The 16,657-nt window shown below is 27.5% G+C and carries 16 protein-coding genes; 4 read left to right on the plus strand and 12 right to left on the minus strand.

The window, feature by feature from the left end:
• Nucleotides 1-4: 4 nt before the first annotated feature.
• The 3 genes from BM027_RS00895 to BM027_RS00905 all read right to left on the minus strand — a co-directional run bounded on the left by BM027_RS00895 (nucleotide 5) and on the right by BM027_RS00905 (nucleotide 1,869).
• Nucleotides 5-682 carry an amino acid ABC transporter permease gene (locus tag BM027_RS00895; RefSeq protein ID WP_090087869.1) on the minus strand — a complete coding sequence of 226 codons (678 nt, stop codon included), beginning with the start codon at nucleotides 680-682 and terminating at the stop codon, nucleotides 5-7.
• Nucleotides 663-1,322: an amino acid ABC transporter permease gene (locus tag BM027_RS00900; RefSeq protein ID WP_090087872.1), complete on the minus strand. Its 660-nt coding sequence runs from the start codon at nucleotides 1,320-1,322 to the stop codon at nucleotides 663-665. The genes BM027_RS00895 and BM027_RS00900 overlap by 20 nt, the downstream gene beginning before the upstream one ends.
• Before the next feature lie 307 nt (nucleotides 1,323-1,629).
• Nucleotides 1,630-1,869, minus strand: a complete 240-nt coding sequence (locus BM027_RS00905) for a TIGR04540 family protein (protein WP_090087875.1) — start codon at nucleotides 1,867-1,869, stop codon at nucleotides 1,630-1,632.
• 402 nt (nucleotides 1,870-2,271) lie between these two features.
• On the opposite strand from BM027_RS00905, the gene BM027_RS00910 reads away from it, so the two are divergent.
• Both BM027_RS00910 and BM027_RS00915 read left to right on the plus strand, forming a co-directional pair.
• On the plus strand, nucleotides 2,272-2,610 hold the full coding sequence (locus tag BM027_RS00910) for a DUF4234 domain-containing protein (RefSeq protein ID WP_090087877.1): 339 nt from the start codon (nucleotides 2,272-2,274) through the stop codon (nucleotides 2,608-2,610).
• Between the two features lie 13 nt (nucleotides 2,611-2,623).
• Nucleotides 2,624-3,019 (plus strand): DUF2752 domain-containing protein, encoded by a 396-nt coding sequence (locus BM027_RS00915; protein ID WP_207647590.1) that lies wholly within the window; start codon nucleotides 2,624-2,626, stop codon nucleotides 3,017-3,019.
• Between the two features lie 140 nt (nucleotides 3,020-3,159).
• Here BM027_RS00915 and pdxT read toward each other — a convergent pair whose 3' ends face one another.
• From pdxT to BM027_RS00950, 7 genes are all read right to left on the minus strand, one after another.
• Nucleotides 3,160-3,726 carry a pyridoxal 5'-phosphate synthase glutaminase subunit PdxT gene (gene pdxT / locus BM027_RS00920; protein WP_090087879.1) on the minus strand — a complete coding sequence of 189 codons (567 nt, stop codon included), beginning with the start codon at nucleotides 3,724-3,726 and terminating at the stop codon, nucleotides 3,160-3,162.
• A 3-nt stretch (nucleotides 3,727-3,729) separates the two neighbouring features.
• Entirely contained in the window at nucleotides 3,730-4,599 is an 870-nt protein-coding gene (gene pdxS / locus BM027_RS00925; RefSeq protein WP_090087881.1) for a pyridoxal 5'-phosphate synthase lyase subunit PdxS, read from the minus strand.
• A 327-nt stretch (nucleotides 4,600-4,926) separates the two neighbouring features.
• Nucleotides 4,927-6,879, minus strand: coding sequence for an elongation factor G (locus BM027_RS00930; RefSeq protein WP_090087883.1), 1,953 nt, complete (start codon nucleotides 6,877-6,879; stop codon nucleotides 4,927-4,929).
• Between the two features lie 315 nt (nucleotides 6,880-7,194).
• On the minus strand, nucleotides 7,195-8,313 hold the full coding sequence (locus BM027_RS00935; RefSeq protein WP_090087885.1) for an alpha/beta fold hydrolase: 1,119 nt from the start codon (nucleotides 8,311-8,313) through the stop codon (nucleotides 7,195-7,197).
• Between the two features lie 174 nt (nucleotides 8,314-8,487).
• Nucleotides 8,488-8,829, minus strand: coding sequence for a hypothetical protein (locus BM027_RS00940; RefSeq protein ID WP_090087887.1), 342 nt, complete (start codon nucleotides 8,827-8,829; stop codon nucleotides 8,488-8,490).
• Nucleotides 8,830-9,008: 179 nt separating this feature from the next.
• On the minus strand, nucleotides 9,009-9,764 hold the full coding sequence (locus BM027_RS00945; protein WP_090088158.1) for an exodeoxyribonuclease III: 756 nt from the start codon (nucleotides 9,762-9,764) through the stop codon (nucleotides 9,009-9,011).
• Nucleotides 9,765-9,927: 163 nt separating this feature from the next.
• Nucleotides 9,928-10,581, minus strand: coding sequence for a TIGR00266 family protein (locus tag BM027_RS00950; RefSeq protein ID WP_090087889.1), 654 nt, complete (start codon nucleotides 10,579-10,581; stop codon nucleotides 9,928-9,930).
• Nucleotides 10,582-10,914: 333 nt separating this feature from the next.
• Between BM027_RS00950 and BM027_RS00955 the strand changes: the two genes are divergently transcribed.
• Nucleotides 10,915-11,118, plus strand: coding sequence for a heavy-metal-associated domain-containing protein (locus tag BM027_RS00955; protein ID WP_090087892.1), 204 nt, complete (start codon nucleotides 10,915-10,917; stop codon nucleotides 11,116-11,118).
• A 294-nt stretch (nucleotides 11,119-11,412) separates the two neighbouring features.
• Here BM027_RS00955 and BM027_RS00960 read toward each other — a convergent pair whose 3' ends face one another.
• Together BM027_RS00960 and BM027_RS00965 are read right to left on the minus strand one after the other, a co-directional pair.
• Nucleotides 11,413-13,422 carry a methyl-accepting chemotaxis protein gene (locus tag BM027_RS00960; RefSeq protein ID WP_090087894.1) on the minus strand — a complete coding sequence of 670 codons (2,010 nt, stop codon included), beginning with the start codon at nucleotides 13,420-13,422 and terminating at the stop codon, nucleotides 11,413-11,415.
• Nucleotides 13,423-13,925: 503 nt separating this feature from the next.
• Nucleotides 13,926-16,064, minus strand: a complete 2,139-nt coding sequence (locus BM027_RS00965; RefSeq protein ID WP_090087897.1) for a YgiQ family radical SAM protein — start codon at nucleotides 16,062-16,064, stop codon at nucleotides 13,926-13,928.
• 240 nt (nucleotides 16,065-16,304) lie between these two features.
• On the opposite strand from BM027_RS00965, the gene BM027_RS18120 reads away from it, so the two are divergent.
• Nucleotides 16,305-16,442 (plus strand): hypothetical protein, encoded by a 138-nt coding sequence (locus BM027_RS18120; RefSeq protein ID WP_175559912.1) that lies wholly within the window; start codon nucleotides 16,305-16,307, stop codon nucleotides 16,440-16,442.
• Nucleotides 16,443-16,657: the final 215 nt, after the last annotated feature.

Raw genomic sequence — 16,657 nt, forward strand, 5'->3', positions numbered from 1 at the left:
CAACTTATCCTATCCATTTGTTCTCTAATACCTTTGACAATTTTGAAAGTGGATAACAAATTATAAAATAAAGAAAAAATATAAATCCGTATACCCAAAAAGATGCTGTTGGTGCTTTTAAAATCGATGTTTCTACTATTTGTTGTCCAACTTTAACTACTTCAACAACTCCAATTAAAACAACTAAAGAAGTGGTTTTTATCATTCTCGTAGCTAAATTTATTGCTCCTGGTATTATTCTTTTTATTGCTTGGGGAATTAAAACATAAATAAATATCTTTACATTATCTAATCCCAGTGCTATTCCTGCTTCTTCTTGATGCTTTGGTATTGATGTAATTGCTCCTCTAACAATATCGCCCATTTCTGCAATACCCCAAAATGAAAAGACTATTATAGATACAATTTCTCCATCTAAATTAAGATTAAATGTTTTAGCAACTCCAAAGTATAATATGAATAACCATACTAAAATTGGTATTATTCTAATTGCTTCAAGATAAAATCTGCATATAGCTTTTATTACCTTATTTTTTGAAGTCATTATTACTCCAAATATTACTCCAAATATTAATGCTATTAATACTGATATCAATGCGATTCTAGCTGTTATTAATAATCCTTGCAGTATTCTCTCTAAATTATTTCCTTGAAAGAGCACTTTATAATCCATATTGAGCATAACGTGATCTCCTTTCAAGTACAGTTGTAAGTATTGAAATAGGAAGAAGTATTATTAAATATGCTACTACTAACATAAATAGTGCTTCGCTTGTTTTGTAATACATACCTATTAAATCTTTAGCAACAAACATTAAATCAGCTACAGCAATTGCTCCAACTATAGATGTTTCTTTCAATAAGAATAAACAATTTGCTCCTATTGATGGTACTGATACTGAAAAAGCTTGTGGTAATATTATATATTTAAAAACTTGCATTTTAGATAGTCCAACACTTATTCCAGCTTCTAATTGAGCTTTAGATACAGATTCTAATCCTCCTCTAAAACTTTCAGCCATATAGCTTCCCCCTAAGAAAGCTAATCCTATTATTCCACAAGCAAAGCCACTAATTTTAACACCTAGCTTTGTTAAACCATAGTATAAAAAAAATAATTGAATTAATAATGGCGTATTTCTTGAAAGCTCTATATACAATTTAACAATTACCCTAGCCCCTTTAACTTTAAAATATAAAATACTACTACATAAAAAACCTATAATAAGCGATAATAGTATCCCTCCAATTGCTAAAAGCAAAGTCAAATATGTAGCATGAATATAAACTGGTATATTCTTAATTATAAAATTCCAATCCATAATTTTATGCCCCCCTTTTAATATTATTATTCCGATAAGTTTTATAGGATATATTATAACGTTTATAACAAAAATGTCAATATTATTTTTGTATTTTGAGAAAATTATCAACATTATTTTTAATTAAGTAGTAAATATAGAACCACAAAAAAACCTTTACAGAATATTACATCAAAAAAATTCCGTAAAAGCTTATTTATTATTTAGCTTAATTACCACTATATTTAAATTACATAAAAAAACTGTCTCAAATAATCTATAAATCATTTTGAGGCAGCTTTTCTTAATTAGGGATATTATATTTTTTTTATGCTTGTTGCATATCTTCAAATATCTTATTAATAATTTCCACTCTTGAAGATTCTAGCGTATTAGCCAATTTAACTGGCATATGTCCACCTTTATAAACACTATCTTCATTAGCATTAATAATCTTTACAACTTTACTTTCAAATTTTTCATAAGATATAAGTCCTTCTAAATATGTATCTACTAAATCCTTTAAACAAGTTGCTAATTCCCCTGGATTTCTATAAACTGCCCTCATTAGCTCTCCTCCATATTAATTAATATAAATATTTTTTCTATTGTTTATATGTTGTAAGATTATTTCTTCATGAAATTTACCACTGGGCACTTAAAATCATGTAGATTTCTAATTACAACATATATATTATATAATAATATTATAAATTTTCATATACTTAAATATATATATACTTAAGACTATATATATTTTTAAAACTTTTTATATATTTAAATTAAAACTTTATTATAAAAAGTTAAATATATTAATATTTTTTAATAATATATTTGAATTAAAGGTAATTTTATCTTATAATTTAAGATAGCTTTGTCTTAATATGTATAATTTTTTCTAAATTACACATAACTTTATGAAATTTTTATATAAATTCAAAGCTATATAGTAAAATTAGGAGGAATTTTTATGATTAGAAAAAGAGAGGTTGGAATTTCAATTCTGCTATCATTTGTAACTTGTGGTATTTATAGTCTTTTTTGGATGGCCTTTTTAAGTAATGAAACAGCAGAATACACACACGAAAATCCATCAGGTGGAATGGACATACTTCTTGGAATAGTTACATGTGGACTTTATTTTATATATTGGAATTATAAAATGGGTAAAAGAATATACGATATTCAACTAAATGCAGGAATTTCAGCTGCTGACAATAGTGTTTTATACTTAGTTATAAGCATACTAGGCTTCTCAATGATTCCTGTATGGATAATGCAATCTGATTTTAATAAAGTTATTGCATAAAAGTAATTTATTAATGAATATTTTAAAAGACTATTTTAAAGGTCTTTTAATGTTATGTGGAATAGGTGTACTTGCCTTAATAATCAGCCATTATATAAATCAGCCTATTTGTATATTTTATAGATTTATTGGTATCCCGTGTCCAACATGTGGTATGACTAGGGCTTTTGAAAATATATTGAAAGGAAATTTAATTGAAGCTCTTAAGTTTCATCCTTTATTTCCTCTAATATTTTTATTTCCAATGTTCTTTACCAAGTATTCAAAAAAGTTTATTTATATACTTAGTGCTATTTTTGTAAGTGTATGGATAATAAGAATGTTTTTATTTTTTCCAAATATACCACCAATGGATATAAATAAAAATTCAATTCTATTAAAAATATTATCAGTACTCTTTAACAAATAGTAGAGTTATAAATCAAATAAAGATATCTTTTAATTCATATTAAGGCACATTCAAAAAATAAAAAATACCTTATAGGTAGACAATTTTAAAAAGTCTACCTATAGGGTATTTTTATTATAAACTTTTATGAATTATTTGTATTAGGCAAAATCTTTTATAAAGTATTCTAAAAATGTTGTATCATCTGTTAATTCTGGATGAAATGATGTTGCTAACATATTTCTTTCTCTTACCGCAATTATGTTATTATTCACTTCTGATATAATTTCTGTTTCTTTATTGCATTTTATAACATATGGAGCTCTTATGAATACCATCTTAATAGGATTTGGTGATATTTTTTCAATTACTTTATTGCTTTCAAAGCTATCTATTTGTGTTCCATACGCATTTCGTTTAACTTTTATATCCATAACTCCTAAATAAGTATTTTCTTCGCCTTCAATTTCTTTAGCTAATAAAATCATACCTGCACAAGTTCCCCATACTGGCAATCCTGAGAGAATTTTACTTCTAAGAGCATCTAGCATTCCTGTAATAATTAAAAGTTTTCCTATTGTAGTACTTTCTCCACCTGGTAATATTAATGCATCTATATTATTAAGATCTTCAACTTTTTTAACTTCAATTGCTTTATGTCCTAACTTTTCTATGTGCTTAATATGTTCTATAACTGATCCTTGAAAAGCTAGCACTCCTATATTCATATATTACCATCCTCTATTAGCATATTTATCACTTACATCTCTTGCAGATTGTCCACTCATTGCTTCTCCTAAGTCCTCTGAAATTTCTGCTAATTTTTCTGCATCATTGTAATAAGTTGTAGCAAGTACAATTGCTCTAGCTCTTTTCTCTGGATTATCTGATTTAAAAATCCCTGAGCCAACAAATACTCCTTCACTTCCTAATTGCATCATTAAAGCTGCATCTGCTGGAGTTGCTATTCCACCTGCTGCAAAGTTAACTACTGGTAACTTACCATTTTTCCAAACATATTCTATTAAATCATATGGTGCATTAAATTCCTTAGCTAAAGTCATTAATTCTTCTTTAGGTGCATTGTGTACCCTTCTTATTTGATCCATCATTGTTCTCATATGAGTAACTGCTTCAACTACATCTCCTGTTCCAGCTTCTCCTTTAGTTCTAATCATTGAAGCGCCTTCACCGATCCTTCTTAATGCTTCTCCAAGATTTGTAGCTCCACATACAAAAGGTGCTTTAAAATCATTTTTACTAATGTGATATTTATCATCGGCAGGAGTTAACACTTCACTTTCATCAATAAAATCTATGTTAAGTGCTTCTAAAATTTGTGCTTCTACAAAATGTCCAATTCTAACCTTAGCCATAACTGGAATAGATACAGCCTCTTGAATTTCTTTTATCATCTTAGGATCTGACATTCTAGCCACTCCACCATCTTTTCTAATATCTGATGGAACTCTTTCAAGAGCCATAACTGCACATGCCCCAGCTTTTTCTGCAATTAATGCTTCCTCAGAATTAACCACATCCATTATTACTCCACCCTTAAGCATTTGTGCTAAATTCTTGTTTAAATTTTCTCTTATCATTAATAAGTCCCCCTTTTTTATTATAGTTTTATTGCTATGTCTGATATAATATACCTAAAATTATAAAGTGGCAAATGTATCGTTACAATATTCTATAACATTTATAAAGTATTGAAAACACTAAGATTATTAAGTCATTAAGTCATTAAGTTGTTATATTTTAAATTTTGGCTATGTTTTAGCAGAGTGTTGATATTGTTAATTTAAGCATACAAAAAGAGGCTTACCATCGCAAACCTCTTCTTCTCATTTTTTCTATCACCATATTTATCAAATAAATTTTTCAAAAAAATCTCATTATAAAAAAAATATATAAGGCATATTAAATTATAAGCAATGCATATGTGATCTAACTTCTTTTGCTTCTACTACATATCCCTGTCCTTTAGAACAAAATATTGAACTTGATATGTACTCTTTGTCTGCATTTTTATTGTAGCCTATTTTCTCAATGACCTCTTCTGCATTATGGCATATATCATATCCATCAAAGGCTAAATTAATACTCCCAGTTCCTTTTGTAAATGCAATTAAATCTAGAGGATAATTCATAAATGTTGATACTGGTCCTCTTCCTCTAATTAATGTTTTATTTCCTAAGGTTTCTGGAATTTCAAATGTACCATTTAATTTTTGAACATCAGATAATACCTTGCCTATATAATCTAATTCAACTAAAATTTTAAATCTATAAAATGGCTCTAATAATACATTTTCTGCTTGTTCAAGCCCTTGTCTTAATGCTCTATATGTAGCTTCTCTGAAATCTCCCCCACTTGTATGTTTTAAGTGAGATCTTCCATTTAAGAGTGTAATTTTTAAGTCTGTTACCTTAGATCCTGTTAAAATCCCTCTATGATCTCTTTCATGTATATGCGATGCAATAAGATTTTGATATCCTATTCCTAAATCATCCACATGACATTCACATTTAAAAACTATTCCACTATTTCTCTCACCAGATTCTAATTTTAAATATACTTCTGCATAATGTCTTAAAGGCTCAAAATGTCCACATCCGTTTACTGCATTTAAAATACTTTCTTTATAAAGAACTTCACATTCTCCAAATTCAACCTTAAAATTAAATCTCTCTTCTACTATTTCTCTTAATACTTCTAATTGAATTTTCCCCATTATATGTACATTCATCGCTTGTAAGTCTTCATCCCATATTGCATTTAAGCCTGGATCTTCTTCTTCTAATATTTTAAAAGCAGTAAGTACTTCTTTTATGTTTATAGAGTTATCAAATATCAACTTTGATTTTAATGTTGGAATTATTCTGTAACTAACCTTTTCTTTTAAAGCTCCAATTCCATCACCAATTTTAAAGTTAGATAGTCCTGTCACTCCAAATACTTCTCCAGCATAAGCCTTATCTGCTAAAACGAATTTATCTCCATTATATATTCTTATTTGATTACATTTTTCACTAAATTCTTCTTCATTTTCTTTATAACTTAAATTTTCTTTAACCTTTAAGCTTCCACTTAATGCTTTTATATATGTTATCTTAGTTCCTTTTTCATCATGACGTATTTTATACACTCTTCCTCGAAATTCATCATCACTTTTATATTCTGTATAAGTCAATAAATCTAACTTTTCTATAAACTCTTCTATTCCTATATCTTGAAGCGCAGAGCCTGAAATACAAGGGAATATTAAACCTTTCTTAATTTGATTTTTCATACTAGTAAGCCATAATTCTTCCTCATAACCTTGTTCTAAGTATTTTTCAAATAGCTCTTCATCTCTTTCAGCAATAAATTCAGTTAAACTTTCATTCATTTTTCCATTATTAAAAGATTCATCAATTAAACAAACATCATTAGTTAATTTAAGTGAAATATCTTTTAATACGTTTTCTATATTTGCACCTTCCCTATCAATCTTGTTAATAAAAAAGAAGGTTGGAATATTATATTTTCTAAGAATATCCCAAACTGTTTCAGTATGTGCTTGTACTCCCTCAATTATACTTATTATGATTATTGCATAATCCATTACCTCAATAGCTCTTTCCATCTCAGTTGAAAAATCTACATGTCCAGGTGTATCTATAAGATAATAAGTACTATCATTATATTCAAATACTGCTTGATCTGAAAATACCGTAATACCTCTTTCCCTTTCTATTCTGTGATTATCCAAAAATGCATTTTTATGATCAACTCTTCCTCTATTTCTAATACTTTTTGTATGATAAAGTATTTGCTCTGCAAATGTGGTCTTGCCTGCATCTACATGAGCTAAAATACCTATTGTCTTCTTCATAATTTAATATCTCCTTAGTGTATCTATAGAATAATATTATTATATCATAAAGTAAGTAGGTCACCCTTAAATACACCATTTACACTTAAATGATTTATTATTAAGTTTTAGTTGAAAATTTATATAATGCACATTCCAAAAAATAAGCTATCTCAAAATATCTGAGATAGCTTATACTTTATTTACTTTATTACAGAGTTTTATTCAAATCTAAAATACCATTAATAAGTCACTTTCAAAAAAATAATAGACCATTATTCTTGTCTATTATTTTTTTTCATGTATCTAAGGCATCTCTGAATATCGATAAATTCGTTATTCCGTTTTTAAATTTTTATTATAAAAATCAAATACATTATTTAAATAAGGTTTTAATACACTATCTTTTTCTCTATAAGTTTCATGTTTAGAACCTACAGATAATATCACCTTACAATTTTTTGCATATTGTGCAAACATATTTTGTCCCCTTGGTTTTACATAAGTATCCTTTTCTGCTTGAAATAACAATACTGGTATTTCTATTTTTGAAGCATTTTCCTGTTTAGTAATTTCTTTAGTCGCTTTTATAGAATTCCTAAGCCAGTTATAAGAAGCTCCACCTCTTTGAAGATCATTATTAGAAGATACTATATCATAATAATATTTATATCTCACATCAGAGCTTGTACATGATTTTTCTAGATTATACTCTAAATTATATGGCTTTTGAGTTGCTACATACTTATCTCCAAATGAAAATGTTGTATATATCCATGAAATAGATTCAGCTAAAAATTCTGGCGTATTTCCTGTATCTATTTCTAGCATTGGTGCATTTAATATGGCTGCATCAAAATACTCTGGATATTTTTCTAAAAACTTAGCCCCAATAGCACCACCCATCGAATGAGCATATAAAAGCATCTTTTCTTGACCAATATTTGGTTTAACAATATCATCTATAAATTTTTTAAAATCTGAAACATAATAATTAAAATCTGTTATATTTACTTGGCTTTTATCAATCACTCCTAATGAACCAGATCTTCCATGTCCCCTATGCTCGATTCCATATACAGAGTAACCGCTCTTTAAAAAATAATAAATAATTTCACGATATTTTTCTAATGATTCTGAAAATCCATGACTAATAACAATAGTGGCTTTGGGATTTTCTACACTATATTTTTGATAATACAATTTTGTATTTTCATCTATTTTAAGATATCCATCTTCCCTTTTCTCATCAAGATATACTTGTACTACTTCTTTCATAGTTTTTTCATATTCATCTTCTGTAATAAATAGTTTGTTAAATTCAACTTTTTCGTTCTCATCTGCATAAGCAGTAATTATTGAACTGTTGAATCCTAAGGTGAATTGCAAACAAAATATAATTAAAAATATCAAACTTTTTATCTGTACTCTAACTATTTTCTTATTTATTTTCATATTTCATCCCCCTCTTTTTTCTTTGTACTAATAAAATATATAATAAATATTTTTATTATATAAGTTCTAATTAAAATTCTACAGTTAATTTATCATATGCTAATGAAATATATGTAGTATCTTTAATAGAACATATATAGTACATTTTTAACGGATTAATTGTAGATATATTAATTACTCTAATATATCTATAATCCATTTATTGCATGCAGTACATTTGTAAACTCTTATTACAAATAAATCAAGTTCTGCATTTTTAGACGTTACAGGCATTTGATCCACTTCTTCTTTTGTAATAAATTCATCGTCTTTATTTATATATCCATATATTTCTACAATATAGTTCTCTTTAGTATCTTCACAACATTCATTTGAACCCGCAATTTCTATTTTTTCGTAACTTAAAAAACCACTTAAATCTTGTATTATAGGTAATATATCCTCAAATTCTTTTATATCATCTAAAAATTCCTCTTTATAAAATACTAAATCCTTTATTCTAAAAAGTTCTTTCATAAATATTTACATTCTCCTTTTCATATGTAATTTTTCAAGACTCATATAGTTGTGTATTAGGCATATGAAATAAAATAGCAAGTCAAGTATGCCAAATAGACTAGCATACTTACTTGTTATTTTTTTGAATATCCCTTACTTATAATAAGACTACTTACAAGTCTAAGAATAATTTGATTTTATTTAATTATTAATTCTACCGGACAATGATCTGATCCCATTATTTCTGTATGAATACTTGCATCTACTAATCTATCTTGCAATGCCTTAGATGTTAGAAAATAATCTATTCTCCATCCAGCATTATTCTCTCTTGCATTAAATCTATAAGACCACCAAGAATATACCCCTTCTTTGTCAGGATTAAAATATCTAAAGGTATCTATAAATCCAGAACCCAAAAGTTCTTCAATCTTTCCACGTTCTTGATCACTAAATCCAGCATTGTTCCTATTGCTTTTAGGATTTTTAAGATCTATTTCATTATGAGCAACATTTAAATCTCCACATAATATTACAGGCTTTTTTTCATCTAATGCCTTTAAATATTCTATAAAAGCATCTTCCCAATTCATTCTATAATCAATTCTAGCTAATTTTTGTTGAGAATTAGGAGTATACACATTAACCATATAAAAATCTTCAAATTCTAATGTTATTACTCTGCCTTCTTTGTCATGTTCTTCTATTCCAATACCTAAATTTACACTTAATGGCTTCTCTTTAGTAAAAATTGCAGTACCTGAATATCCTTTTTTTTCTGCATAATTCCAATAATCATAATATCCATCTAAATTTAAATCTATTTGTCCTTCTTGAAGTTTACTTTCTTGAATGCAAAATATATCTGCATCGCTATCCTTTAAAATGTCTAAAAAACCCTTTTTAACACAAGCTCTTAATCCATTAACATTCCATGAAATCAACTTTTTCATATACATTCTCCTTATATCTTCTTCAATAGCTTTTAACATAATTATTGTAACATAAACCTCAGCTTTCATGTAAAAAATAATTTCCAAATTTTTTAGCATTTATTTTTATCCTTTTATTTGACGAATTTTTTGACTAATATCATTTTTCATCCCTAAACTCTTTCTATTTGCTAGGTTGAAGCATGTTTTTAGGGTTCCTTGTTTGTATCCATACAGTTCCCGGTCCATTAAATTTACAAATTAAGCCTTCTCCTCCTGCGATTGAACCAAAGAAACCTGATATTAATTCTGTGCTATATTTCATTTGGCTATCCCACAATACCAAATGATCAGAGTCCACTATATAAGTTTCTCCTACGCCAATTTCTTTTTCATGAATAGCACCATATGCACTTATAAAAAGAGTACCAATTCCTGAAGCTTCCATTTGAATAATTCCTTCTCCGGAAAGCATTCCATTAAATCCTCCAGATTTAGTTTTCACTTCTATTTCTGAAGTTGATGCTAAAAAGCTTGATTTACCTAATCTATAGTTTCTTGATCCATCCATTTTAACCTTTTCTATATCCCCTAAAAATTGTGGTGCTAAAAGTAATTCACCACTTCCCTTTGCTATAAAGTGTTGAATAAACATTGACTCTCCAGAAAACATTCTTCCAAGTGTCTTCCCTAATCCTCCTGTTTTAGCCTTTACCTCAAAAACGTCACTCATTGAAACCATAGCACCTGATTCTACAGTATAACGTTCTCCACTCTCAGCATTGATTTTTAAAACCTTATTCGTATTTCCATATAATAATTCATATTTTTCACTCACTAAATTCTACTCCTTTTACTTTTCTATTTTACATATTATTTTCTTCTTTATTAAAAGTTATGAATATATATTAACACATCCTTGTAATATATCTATATAAAGTAAAGTAAAATTAAGGTTAATTTATGAATTTACAATATGTAATAATTCTATTAGGTGAAAATGCGGATGTAGTATAACACAAAATATATTACTCTTACTAACTTGTTATTTTTTTAATATGCATTAAACCTAGTAAAAATAATATTACTAATAAACAGTTAATTTTTAATATAATAAAGTATTTTTGAACATACTATATTTGTGATTTTTTATATGAAAGGAGATAATGATATGGAGAGACAACACTATATTGTTGATGGATTAGCTAATGAGAATATTAAGACTCAAGTTAAAAACGCACTTGAAGATATTGTTGGTGTAAATAAGGTTTGTATTGACCTTGGACGTGGAAGCGTTGAAGTTGCATACAATGAGCCAGCTACAGAACAGCAAATTAAAAGTTGCATTGAAAATACGGGTCACCATGTTGAATAATAAAAAACTTAATCTAAATTACCAATAATTAGGGATAAAAATCTTACTATGTTATCAAAAAAATAACAAGTCAGTATGTTAGTCTATTTTGAGTCATACTACGTCAGTAACATTAGCTAATAGTTTAATGTTACTTCCTTGTCTGACTCAAAATATACGTCACATCTTTGACTTGTTATTTTGTTTCATATGCCTTAGTGAAATTTTTCTAGTCTTCTTTAATAAATGTTACTTCTATTTCTTTGTTATTACTTCACTTACTAATTCTGAAACAGCCCCAACCATATTTAAGAATTATATGGTAAATTTATTAATTTCTTTATTTAAGTCTTCTATTAATTTTACTAATTTATCTGAAACTTTATTAATATCCTTACTAGAAAGAGTAAAATCTTCTGCTGTTGCATTTACTTCCTCTGTAGTTGCAGCTAATTCTTGTGATATAGCAGTAGCAGTTTGTATTGCTTCTACTATACTGTTTTTCTTATCATTATTGTTATTAGATATATTCGATATTTCCTGGATTTTAGGAGTAATATCACTTAAAAGTTTTGTAATATTATTAAATGAATTTACTGTATTATCAATTCTTTCTTTTTGAGTGATAACTTCTGAATTTATACTCTTAGTCGAATCAATTATATTTTTACATTCATTAAGTACATTATTAACAATATTACCAATTTCACTTACTGAATCTTTACTTTGTTCTGCTAATTTTCTTATTTCATCTGCAACAACACTAAATCCTTTTCCAGCTTCTCCTGCTCTTGCTGCTTCAATTGCAGCGTTTAAAGCTAATAAATTAGTTTGTTCTGCTATCGAATTAATAGTTGTTGTAATATTTCCAATAGATGCTATCTTAGTATTCATGCTAATTATATCAGTATTAAATTTGTTAAAACTATTATCAAAATTATTTATAGAAGCATCTAATTCACTCATATTACTATTACTTTCAATTAATTTTGATTCTATACTTGAAGAAAATTTAGCAACAATATCTATATTGTTGTCCATATAATCAATATTTTTTCCAAACTCTTTCATTTCTTGATTAATTCCCAAAATCTCACTTGATTGATTTGTATTTGCTTTTGCTGATTCATGCATTGCAAGCGATATATTTTCTGATCCAGACGTTATATGAGTTGAAGTATCTTCTAATAATTGTGATTGCTCTTTTAACACTACAACATCTTTTTTTACTTCTTGAATAATATTTCGTATAGAATCCTTAGTCTTACTTAATGCTCTATTAATATCACCAATTTCATCTAAGCTTGAATATTCTTTTTTATTTAATTCTTTATTAAATACACCTTCAGATAAAACTTCTATACTACCTTTTAATATATTTAGTCTTTTTCCAAGTCCTTGTCCAAATATATAAAGTATGGCTATAAGTACAGCTATTCCTAAAAATGCAACTATAATAAATAAACTTATAATAGCACTTAATTCTTTATTGGCATCACTAGTGTTTACTTCTAAAGCCATTGACCATCCTTCTGTTCCTAAAATTTGGTTGAATACAATGAATTTTTCTTCTCCTCTTGAATACTTTTCAACAGCACTTTCACCATTAATCATTCTTTGATGAATTTGTGCTAGTTCTTTTAAGCTTTCATCTTGTTTTGATTCTGTTATTATATTTTTTTTATTTTTAACATCATCTAGTGTTTCAGATGCAATTAAATTACCACTAGAATCTAATATATAAGAGGTTCCTGTCATATTAAAATATCTAAGATTATTTATATCTTGTGATAAAAAACCACTATCAAAAGTACATGTTAAAACTCCAACTACATTATTTCCATTTATTATAGGTACTGCTACAAAAATTAGTTGATTATCTGTTCCTGGTGTAAATGTAGGGTTACTTATATATGTTGCTTTACTACTAAATGCATTTTTAACATAGTCTTTTTTTGCCACATTTTCACTATAACCATCAGTTGAAATTAATTGTCCATCTGCACTAATCATGCCTATAGATTTTATGTTTAACTCTGCAACATACTTTAATAACCTTTGATTTTTTTCTTGTTGTGTTAAACTCATATCCGAAATAGTAGAATCTGCCGCAATAGACTTTGCCATAGAAAGTTTGTTGTTTAGTTTTTCTTGAACAATCGTTGTAGCATCGTTTATGATTTTAGTCATACTATTCTTTTTTATAGATGTTAAGTTTTTTTCTACCACTATAAATGTCCCAAAAAATGCTAGTCCAAATACAATTATAAATCCTAATGATAACTTTTTTACTAAATCTACTTTTATACTTTTGCTTTTTGCCATGTTTCCTCCTTGTATTATATTAGTTATTTATTTTACAATGCCTTAAATAATATATTTTCTCAATATCATGTTATAATTTATATGCTTTATTGTCAATATAAGTTATTTTTTATTTATTGTTTAATAAATGTAATTATTTACTTTTAGCTATTTGTTTACTTTTAACTGATACTTTATGTTATATTTTGTAATATAAGTTAAATTTATAAATATATTTTATTAGATAAACAAATTATAAAATAATAATAAAAAGAGTATTAGATAATCACTTTAACTATCTAACACTCTCTATATAATTTTTCTTTTTTAAAGCATCTACTTAAGGCATATTCAAATAAATAACAAGTCAGTATGTTAGTCTATTTTGCTTCATACTGCGTCGATAAAATCAATCCATAGCTTACTATGCGTTACTTTCATCTCCTTGTCTGACTCAAAATATACGTTGCATCTTTGACTTGTTATTTTCTTTAATATGCCTAATAAGTTTTGGTTTAGTTAATTTATCTACCTCTTTTATTTTTACTTCCGCTTGTAGATTGTGTTTTTCCCTTTAACGATCTTCTGTCGTTACTTCTACTACCTTCATTTTTGCTTTTTTCTTTTAAATTACTATCTGATTTATTGCCTTTATATTTAGAATCAGATTTATCCCTACTGCTAACTTCTGATTTATATTTTCCTTTATCCTTATCTTTATACTTAGAATTTCCACAAGCATCTTTACCACTTGATTTCTTATATCCACCTTCGAACTTTCCTTTAGAACTTCCCTTAGATTTATTAGCCCTATCAGTATTACCTTTATTTCCATCTTTACTATATTCATCATATCTTCCATTATTTTTATCTCTTATAAGACACTTTGGTCCTTTCCCAATCAAATCTGTTCTATTAGCTTCTGTTAATGCTTCATATACCAATTGATAGTACTTTGGATTTTTATATTGAAGAAGTGCTCTTTGCATAGCCTTTTCATGTTTAGTCTTTGGAACATAAACTTCTTTCATAGTAATTGGATCTAATCCTGTATAATACATTGTTGTTGCTAAAGTTCCTGGAGTTGGATAGAAATCTTGTACTTGCTCTGGTTGATAATTTATATCCCTTAAATACTCAGCAAGTTCAACTGCACATTTAAGTGTACTTCCAGGATGGCTAGACATTAAATAAGGAACTATGTATTGCTTCTTTCCAAGCTTTTTAGTTATTTTATCAAACTTTTCTGTAAATCTATCATAAGTTTCTCCTGATGGCTTACCCATATACTTTAGTGCTTCTTTAGAAACATGTTCTGGTGCAACCTTTAACTTTCCACTTACATGATGCTCTACTAATTCTTTAAAGAATGTATCATCTTTATCAGCCATTATGTAATCATATCTAAGCCCTGAACGCACAAAGGCCTTCTTAACGCCTGGCACTTTTCTAATATCTCTGAGTAAATCTAAATATTCACTATGATCAATATCCATATTTTTGCAAGGATTAGGATATAAACATTCTTTAGTCTTACAAGCACCAAAAGCTAATTGCTTACTACATGCAGGTCTTCTAAAATTCGCTGTAGGCCCTCCAACATCATGTATGTATCCTTTAAAATCAGGAAGATGTGTTATCTCTTCAACTTCCTTTAATATAGATTCCTTACTTCTACTTTGAACAACTCTACCTTGATGAAAAGTTATAGCACAAAAATTACAATTACCAAAACATCCTCTTGAACTTACTGTACTAAATTTAACCTCTTCAATTGCAGCTATTCCACCTAAACCTTCATAACTTGGGTGATAATTTTTCATATATGGCAAATCATAAACTTCATCTAACTCTTCTCGACTTAAAGTCATTTCAGGCTTATTTTGAACTAAATACTTATTTCCATGCTTTTGTACAATTATATTTCCTCTTATTGCATCTTGTTCTTGATATTGCACTTTGCTTGCCTCTGCGTATTTATACTTATCTGCACAAACTTCTTTATAAGATGGAATTTCAATATAATCCTGCACTTCTTCTAAATTTTCAGTAACATAACAAGTACCTGGCACATAGTTTATATCTTTTGCATCTACTCCATTTTTTAAACTTTCTGCAACAGAAACAATTTGCTTTTCTCCCATACCATAGATAAGTAAATCAGCTCCACTATCTATAAGCATTGATTTTCTGACCTTATCACTCCAGTAATCATAATGAGCAAATCTTCTAAGACTTGCTTCTATTCCACCTATTACAATATTAACATCTTTATAAGCTTCTCTTATTTTATTGCAATAAACTATAGTGGATCTATCAGGTCTTAAACCCATCTTTCCACCTGGTGAGTAAAGATCCTTTTCTCTAAGCTTTTTACTTACGGTATAGTGATTAACCATAGAATCCATATTTCCTGCATTAACTAAAAAGCCATACTTAGGTCTTCCAAGCTTTTGAAAATCATAAAGTGACTTCCAATCAGGTTGTGCTATTATACCAACCTTATATCCATGAGCTTCTAGCACTCTTGATATAATTGCAGTTCCAAAACTATGATGATCTATATATGCATCAGCTGTTACTACTATAAAATCACATTCATCCCAGCCTCTTTCTTTCATATCTTTTTTACTTATGGGTAAAAACTTCTTTTCATTTACCATATTTCCACCTACTTAATTTTCTTATGTTTTTGATTTTTCTCTTTCGCTATTATAACATAAAGGATCTAATTCTGTATCTATATAATATTATTTCTAATTTTTAAATGGCTACAATTTTACTTACATATTATTTATAATTTCATATTATCATTTTTAACTTTTCTTGTGTAACGCTTCTTAATTATGTTGAATATACTATTACTATAACAAATAATTAAATATACAAAGGAGAAATGAACTATGAATAATTGTTGTAACGGTTGCCATAGAAATTGTTGTAGATGTTGCCATAGAAATTGTTGCTGCAATAACTGTTGTGGATTTAATAATGGAAATTGTAATTTTTTTAATTGGTGGCCTTTATTATTTTTCTTTTAAAGTTTACTGATTACCACTTTTAGTTCTAAAATTATTCTTAATTGCGAAGATACTAATGATGAATTCTCTATCTATATTTATATGCAAAAAACTTTATTAACCATAGATATGATATTGAATAAGAAAATATAAAAACGCATAGGAAAGTTATAAATTAAACTTTCTATGCGTTTTATATTTTTTATACATATGTGTTATTTTTTAATCATTTCTGT

The sequence above is a fragment of the Clostridium uliginosum genome, from assembly GCF_900112485.1.
In the GTDB taxonomy this organism is placed as follows: domain Bacteria; phylum Bacillota; class Clostridia; order Clostridiales; family Clostridiaceae; genus Clostridium; species Clostridium uliginosum.

Coding starts and splice junctions, on each gene's coding strand:
- BM027_RS00905 (WP_090087875.1), bottom strand. CDS start 1,869: ATGAGGGCAGTTTATAGAAATCCAGGGGAATTAGCAACTTGTTTAAAG.
- BM027_RS00935 (WP_090087885.1), bottom strand. CDS start 8,313: ATGAAAATAAATAAGAAAATAGTTAGAGTACAGATAAAAAGTTTGATA.
- BM027_RS00895 (WP_090087869.1), bottom strand. CDS start 682: ATGCTCAATATGGATTATAAAGTGCTCTTTCAAGGAAATAATTTAGAG.
- BM027_RS00945 (WP_090088158.1), bottom strand. CDS start 9,764: ATGAAAAAGTTGATTTCATGGAATGTTAATGGATTAAGAGCTTGTGTT.
- BM027_RS00955 (WP_090087892.1), top strand. CDS start 10,915: ATGGAGAGACAACACTATATTGTTGATGGATTAGCTAATGAGAATATT.
- BM027_RS00900 (WP_090087872.1), bottom strand. CDS start 1,322: ATGGATTGGAATTTTATAATTAAGAATATACCAGTTTATATTCATGCT.
- BM027_RS00960 (WP_090087894.1), bottom strand. CDS start 13,422: ATGGCAAAAAGCAAAAGTATAAAAGTAGATTTAGTAAAAAAGTTATCA.
- pdxS (WP_090087881.1), bottom strand. CDS start 4,599: ATGATAAGAGAAAATTTAAACAAGAATTTAGCACAAATGCTTAAGGGT.
- BM027_RS00910 (WP_090087877.1), top strand. CDS start 2,272: ATGATTAGAAAAAGAGAGGTTGGAATTTCAATTCTGCTATCATTTGTA.
- BM027_RS00915 (WP_207647590.1), top strand. CDS start 2,624: ATGAATATTTTAAAAGACTATTTTAAAGGTCTTTTAATGTTATGTGGA.
- BM027_RS18120 (WP_175559912.1), top strand. CDS start 16,305: ATGAATAATTGTTGTAACGGTTGCCATAGAAATTGTTGTAGATGTTGC.
- BM027_RS00930 (WP_090087883.1), bottom strand. CDS start 6,879: ATGAAGAAGACAATAGGTATTTTAGCTCATGTAGATGCAGGCAAGACC.
- pdxT (WP_090087879.1), bottom strand. CDS start 3,726: ATGAATATAGGAGTGCTAGCTTTTCAAGGATCAGTTATAGAACATATT.
- BM027_RS00940 (WP_090087887.1), bottom strand. CDS start 8,829: ATGAAAGAACTTTTTAGAATAAAGGATTTAGTATTTTATAAAGAGGAA.
- BM027_RS00965 (WP_090087897.1), bottom strand. CDS start 16,064: ATGGTAAATGAAAAGAAGTTTTTACCCATAAGTAAAAAAGATATGAAA.